Here is a 5,095-nt window from a genome sequence, read left to right as displayed (position 1 = left end):
TACGACAATGCTCTCGCCGAAACGATCAACGGTCTTTACAAGGCCGAGGTCATTCATCGGCGAGGACCATGGCGCAACTTTGAAGCCGTAGAGTTCGCCACGCTCGAATGGGTCGACTGGTTCAACCACCGCCGTCTTCTGGAACCCATCGGGAATATTCCGCCAGCAGAGGCAGAAGAACGATACTACGCCATGCTGGACGCTCCAGCTATGGCCGCATAACTTAAGCTAAACGGTCTCCGGCAAAGCCGGGGCGGTTCAAACTTGGGCTTGGTTCGATGCTGACATTCCCATGCTTGTGGATATAGCGCTCACTCCCTCAGTATTGATCGCCAAGCACCTTCAGTGCGTCAGGTGAACCGACAATGTTCAGCAGCCCGATAGCCTTCAAGAAGGTGGAAAGACGGCATCTGTTTGTGGAGTGTTTCCCGGAGCGGGTGGCAGAAATGCCTGAGCCGCTCGGGGGCTACTGAACTGCCCCCCGTTTCGACCGGACAGTCGGCATAAGCAGAAAGGCTCAAGCACAGGCTTGGGTATAGGCTTATGTCTAACGAGTACCGACACATCGAATTGCTGACGGGTGATGTCCGCCGCAGGCGGTGGACAACCGAGCAGAAGCTGACAATCATTGAGCAGAGTTTCGAACCAGGCGAGACGGTATCGTCTACCGCTCGCCGCCATGGCGTTGCGCCCAATCTGCTTTACCGGTGGCGCAGGCTCTTAAGCGAGGGAGGTGCTGCAGCCGTGGGTTCTGACGAGCCGGTTGTCGGCAATTCGGAAGTGAAGAAGCTGGAGGATCGTGTTCGCGAGCTGGAGCGCATGCTTGGCCGTAAGACGATGGAGGTCGAAATCCTCCGCGAAGCATTATCCAAAGCAGACTCAAAAAAACGGATATCGCGGCCGATCTTGTTGCCGAAGGACGGTTCCCGATGAAGACCGTCGCCGACACGCTGGGCGTCTCCCGTTCCAACCTCGTCGAGCGCCTGAAAGGCAGATCGAAGCCGCGCGGGGCCTATCACAAGGCCGAGGATGCAGAGCTTCTGCCCACCATTCGAAGGCTGGTGGATCAAAGGCCAACCTATGGCTATCGGCGGATCGCCGCGCTCCTCAATCGCGAGAGGCGAGCCGCCGATATGCCTGTCGTCAACGCCAAGCGGGTTCATCGCATCATGGGCAACCACGCCATGCTGCTGGAGAAGCACACGGCCGTTCGCAAGGGCCGCCTCCACGACGGCAAGGTGATGGTCATGCGCTCGAACCTGCGCTGGTGCTCCGACGGGCTGGAGTTCACCTGCTGGAATGGCGAGGTCATTCGTCTCGCCTTCATCATCGATGCCTTCGACCGCGAGATCATCGCCTGGACTGCGGTCGCGAATGCAGGCATCTCCGGCTCCGACGTGCGAGACATGATGCTGGAGGCTGTCGAGAAGCGGTTCGTAGCCACCCGAGCCCCGCACGCAATCGAGCATCTCTCGGACAATGGCTCGGCTTACACCGCGAGGGACACGAGGCTGTTTGCCCAGGCGCTCAATCTGACACCCTGCTTCACTCCTGTAGCGAGCCCTCAGTCGAATGGTAGTCCGAGGCGTTCGTCAAAACCCTGAAGCGGGATTACATCCGCATATCGGCTCTACCGGACGCCGAAACAGCGCTCCGGCTCATCGACGGATGGATCGAGGACTACAACGAGATCCATCCCCACTCCGCGCTCAAGATGGCTTCCCCACGGCAGTTCATCAGGGCTAAATCAAACTAGCCGACATGTCCGGCGAAACGGGGTGCACTCCAGCTACCGACTCGTGAGGAGGGACGCCGCGACGACCAGGTACTTCTTGTGTTTACTTAAGGTTTTCATAATTGAGATATGGGGTTCAGGAGCCTTGGATGCGACCCATGGACGACACGCCAATAGCTGCTCGCCATCGGTCCGACAATTTTGGCTGACCGGTGTAATTCGCGAGCCGATAAGTAGATCGGCGACCGTGTCACCGTTTGTGGCGCAATGCGTATCCAAGACAGCAACCACATCGTGCCAGTTCGAGACTGCAGCTGTTTTGCAGCAGCCAGTTGAGGTTCGCTTTACTCAAAGCTGCATTCCTAGAAAACTTAACTCTACCTTAGCTAGTCAAATCCTAGCTTGAATGTGACGACCTGCCGGAGACAGCTCAAACCCATGCTGCCGACCTGTGGACAAGGTCTAGCGGGAACGAGATGCCAAATCAGCTTCGTCAAGTCATCCAGAGTCTCCAGTTGTCAGCAGACCAAGGGAGGCATGAGTGGCTCGAGGCGATGATCAACCAGATTCCCGATTACATCTATGCCAAGGACCTTGAGGGCCGCTTCCTTTTCGCCAACGATGCTGTCCTTCGTGACAATGGACTGACCGAGCTCGATCAGTTGCTTGGCAAAACCGACTTCGATTTTCACCCATCCGAGGCCGCTCTGAAGATCGCGGCGGTGGAAAGACAGGTCATTGAGACGGGAAAGCCGGACCTCGGGATCGAGGAGCTCGCTCTTGGGAGCGAGGATCGGTGGCTCATGATGTCGCGCCTGCCTCTGCGCGACATGCACGGTCGCACGATAGGTGTCGTGGGGATGTCACGCGACATCACTGACCGTAAGAAGGGAGAACAACTGATGCAGGCGCAGGCTCGCCTGCTGGAACTCGTGGCTACGGGGGTCGCGCTCGATCAGGTCCTAAGTGAACTTATTTTGATGATTGAAGGTCAAGCGGACGAGATTGCCGGTTCCGTGATGATGAAGTCGGAAGACGGACAGTACCTGACGCTGGTGTCCGCGCCCTCTCTTTCAGAATTCTACAAGCAGCGCATTCGCCGCGTGCCGATTGGACCGGAGATGGGCAGTTGCGGGACGGCTGCATGGACCAATGCTTCCGTGACGGTGATGGATATCGCGCATGATCCACTTTGGAGAAATTACCTCCACCTCGTGGAAGGCGTGAACTACAATGCCTGCTGGTCCACCCCGATCCGCTCCTCTCGTGGAGATGTTCTCGGGACGTTCGCGCTCTACTCGCCACACCGCAGTGCCCCGAATGGCAAACTCAACGAACTGATCGGGATCGCTGCACATCTCGCAGGCATAGCGATCGAGCGCCGGAAAACGGAAGAGCGTGTCCAGTTTCTCGCGACGCACGACAGGTTGACTGGGTTGCCGAATCGCCATTCGCTCGACGTGAGTCTGGAGGCTGCCTTGGCCTCAGCGAAACAAGCCGGTACCAGTCTCGCTCTGGCTTTCCTCGATCTGGACAACTTCAAGCTCGTCAATGATACACTCGGCCACGCCGCAGGCGACGAACTGCTGAAGACGGTCGCCAAAAGGATTGAGCGAGTGATCAACCGCGACAGCGTCGTAGGGCGCATCGGCGGCGACGAGTTCGTGATCTTTTCGAAAGCGCCGGGTGCCGACCTCCCCAACGCAATGGAGATGTTTGAAGCCGTTAGAAGCGCCGTCGCAGAGCCGGTTACCCTGAACGGCATGGCCCTAGAAATGTCCTGCAGCATGGGCGTAGCGACCTACCCTCAGCACGCTTCGGAGGCTGCCACCCTATTGGCCCATGCCGATGCCGCAATGTATCAGGCAAAGGAAACGGGCCGCGACAGCCTGAAACTTTTCTCTTCCGAAATGGCAGAGAAAACCAGACAGAAACTCGCTGGAACCGAGGACATGCGGCGAGCCCTGCGGGAAAATGAATTCCTGTTGCATTTTCAACCCCAGCTCAACCAACGCTCGGCGAAGATCGTTGGCGTCGAGGCACTGGTGCGTTGGCAGTATCCGACGCGCGGATTGATTTCACCCGCAGAGTTCATCCCGTTGGCCGAGGACAGTGGACTCATCGTTTTACTCGGACGTTGGGTGCTGAGGGAGGCATGCAGACAATGCAGGCGCTGGCTCGCGGATGCGGAGCCCGGGTTCAGGGTCAGCGTCAACGTATCGGCGCGACAGTTCAAGGAGAGAACCATAGTTGCCGATGTCGAGGCCGCGCTCTCCGATGCGGGCTTGAGCCCGCAAAATCTCGAGCTCGAGATCACGGAAAGTCTCATCATGCAGGACCTGCCCTTGGCGATCGAGTTGATGAACGAGTTGGCAGCCATGGGGGTAACTCTATCGATCGATGATTTCGGTACAGGCTATTCAAGCTTGGCCGCGCTGAAGCGATTCCCCGTTTCCAAGTTGAAGATCGATAAGTCATTTATAGCCGATATCCCTCGCGACGCAGACAGCATGGCCCTGACCTCGGCAATCATCACGATCGCTCGTAGCTTAGGACTGCAGATCGTCGCAGAAGGCGTGGAGACGGAAGCGCAGGTCAAGTTTCTACTGGAGTCCGGCTGCGATCACATTCAGGGATACCTCGTCTCCAGACCGCTGCCCCCGGCAGAGTTATCCATGTTCATCAATGGAAGCACATCAGACATTCCACCTTTGAACTGATTGGAACCGAAAGCTCCTGGGGCAAATTTCCGATTACCTGACGCCTCTGCTAAGTTTCAGGGTGCCTTGTTCCATGCCGCCGAAGCCTTGTTTCCAGCCAACACCACCACCGCCAAGCATCAGATGGGCCTAGCTTGCCGGACTTCCATCCGTCAGGACGTCCAGGCCTAGATAGTCAATGCCGGTCAAACTGCCGATCTATGTAGTCGATCCAGTCTCGGACATTGCCAAGTAGGACTTTCAGATCGTAGCGCCACTCCAAGAGAAGCAAACGCCAGTTCATCCCCTCGCATGGACGTCCCGCCTGCGCCATCAGGCCGCGAAGGAAGTCCATCTTCGCCGTCGGGGAGGTGTGGAGATCATGCACATGATCACGCGATCGAGAGTAGGTGGCCCTTGGAAACTCTTCTTGCGAGCCGACTTGCGATATAGCGGGCATCACGCGTCCTCCTCCAGGATGCACTTCAGCTTCAACAATCATACGCCGATCTTCGAATTTGCGAAACCAGGTGGCGTGATCACAATGTAGAAAGACCGCCGCAAAAAATCTTCCGAGACGGAAGGGCGATAGCCCCTGGACTCAACGCGACTTTGTGTCAAACAAAAAGCCCGCTGAAACCGGTAATGCACTGGGACAGGC

Annotated in this window: 3 protein-coding genes and 1 pseudogene; 3 read left to right on the top strand and 1 reads right to left on the bottom strand. The window is 57.3% G+C overall.

Translation table 11 applies throughout. From position 1 onward, the window contains the following. The 3 genes and pseudogenes from FN060_RS15790 to FN060_RS15780 form a co-directional block, all read left to right on the top strand. Window positions 1–222 (top strand): integrase core domain-containing protein (locus tag FN060_RS15790; protein ID WP_142589551.1); only part of this gene is annotated, 222 nt, incomplete at its 5' end. A 321-nt stretch (window positions 223–543) separates the two neighbouring features. Further along, window positions 544–1,756: pseudogene (locus FN060_RS15785) on the top strand (IS3 family transposase). Between the two features lie 455 nt (window positions 1,757–2,211). Further along, window positions 2,212–4,455: a sensor domain-containing protein gene (locus FN060_RS15780; protein WP_142588939.1), complete on the top strand. Its 2,244-nt coding sequence runs from the start codon at window positions 2,212–2,214 to the stop codon at window positions 4,453–4,455. A 175-nt stretch (window positions 4,456–4,630) separates the two neighbouring features. Here the strand turns inward: FN060_RS15780 and FN060_RS15775 are convergent, their stop codons facing one another. Further along, a complete protein-coding gene (locus FN060_RS15775; RefSeq protein WP_142588938.1) occupies window positions 4,631–4,894 on the bottom strand; it encodes a hypothetical protein in 264 nt (87 codons plus the stop codon). Window positions 4,895–5,095: the final 201 nt, after the last annotated feature.

Source organism: Pseudorhizobium halotolerans (assembly GCF_902153235.2).
Lineage (GTDB): Bacteria > Pseudomonadota > Alphaproteobacteria > Rhizobiales > Rhizobiaceae > Neorhizobium > Neorhizobium flavum.
The sequence above is the reverse complement of the archived record's forward strand: the minus strand, read 5'-3'. Positions and strand labels throughout refer to the sequence as shown.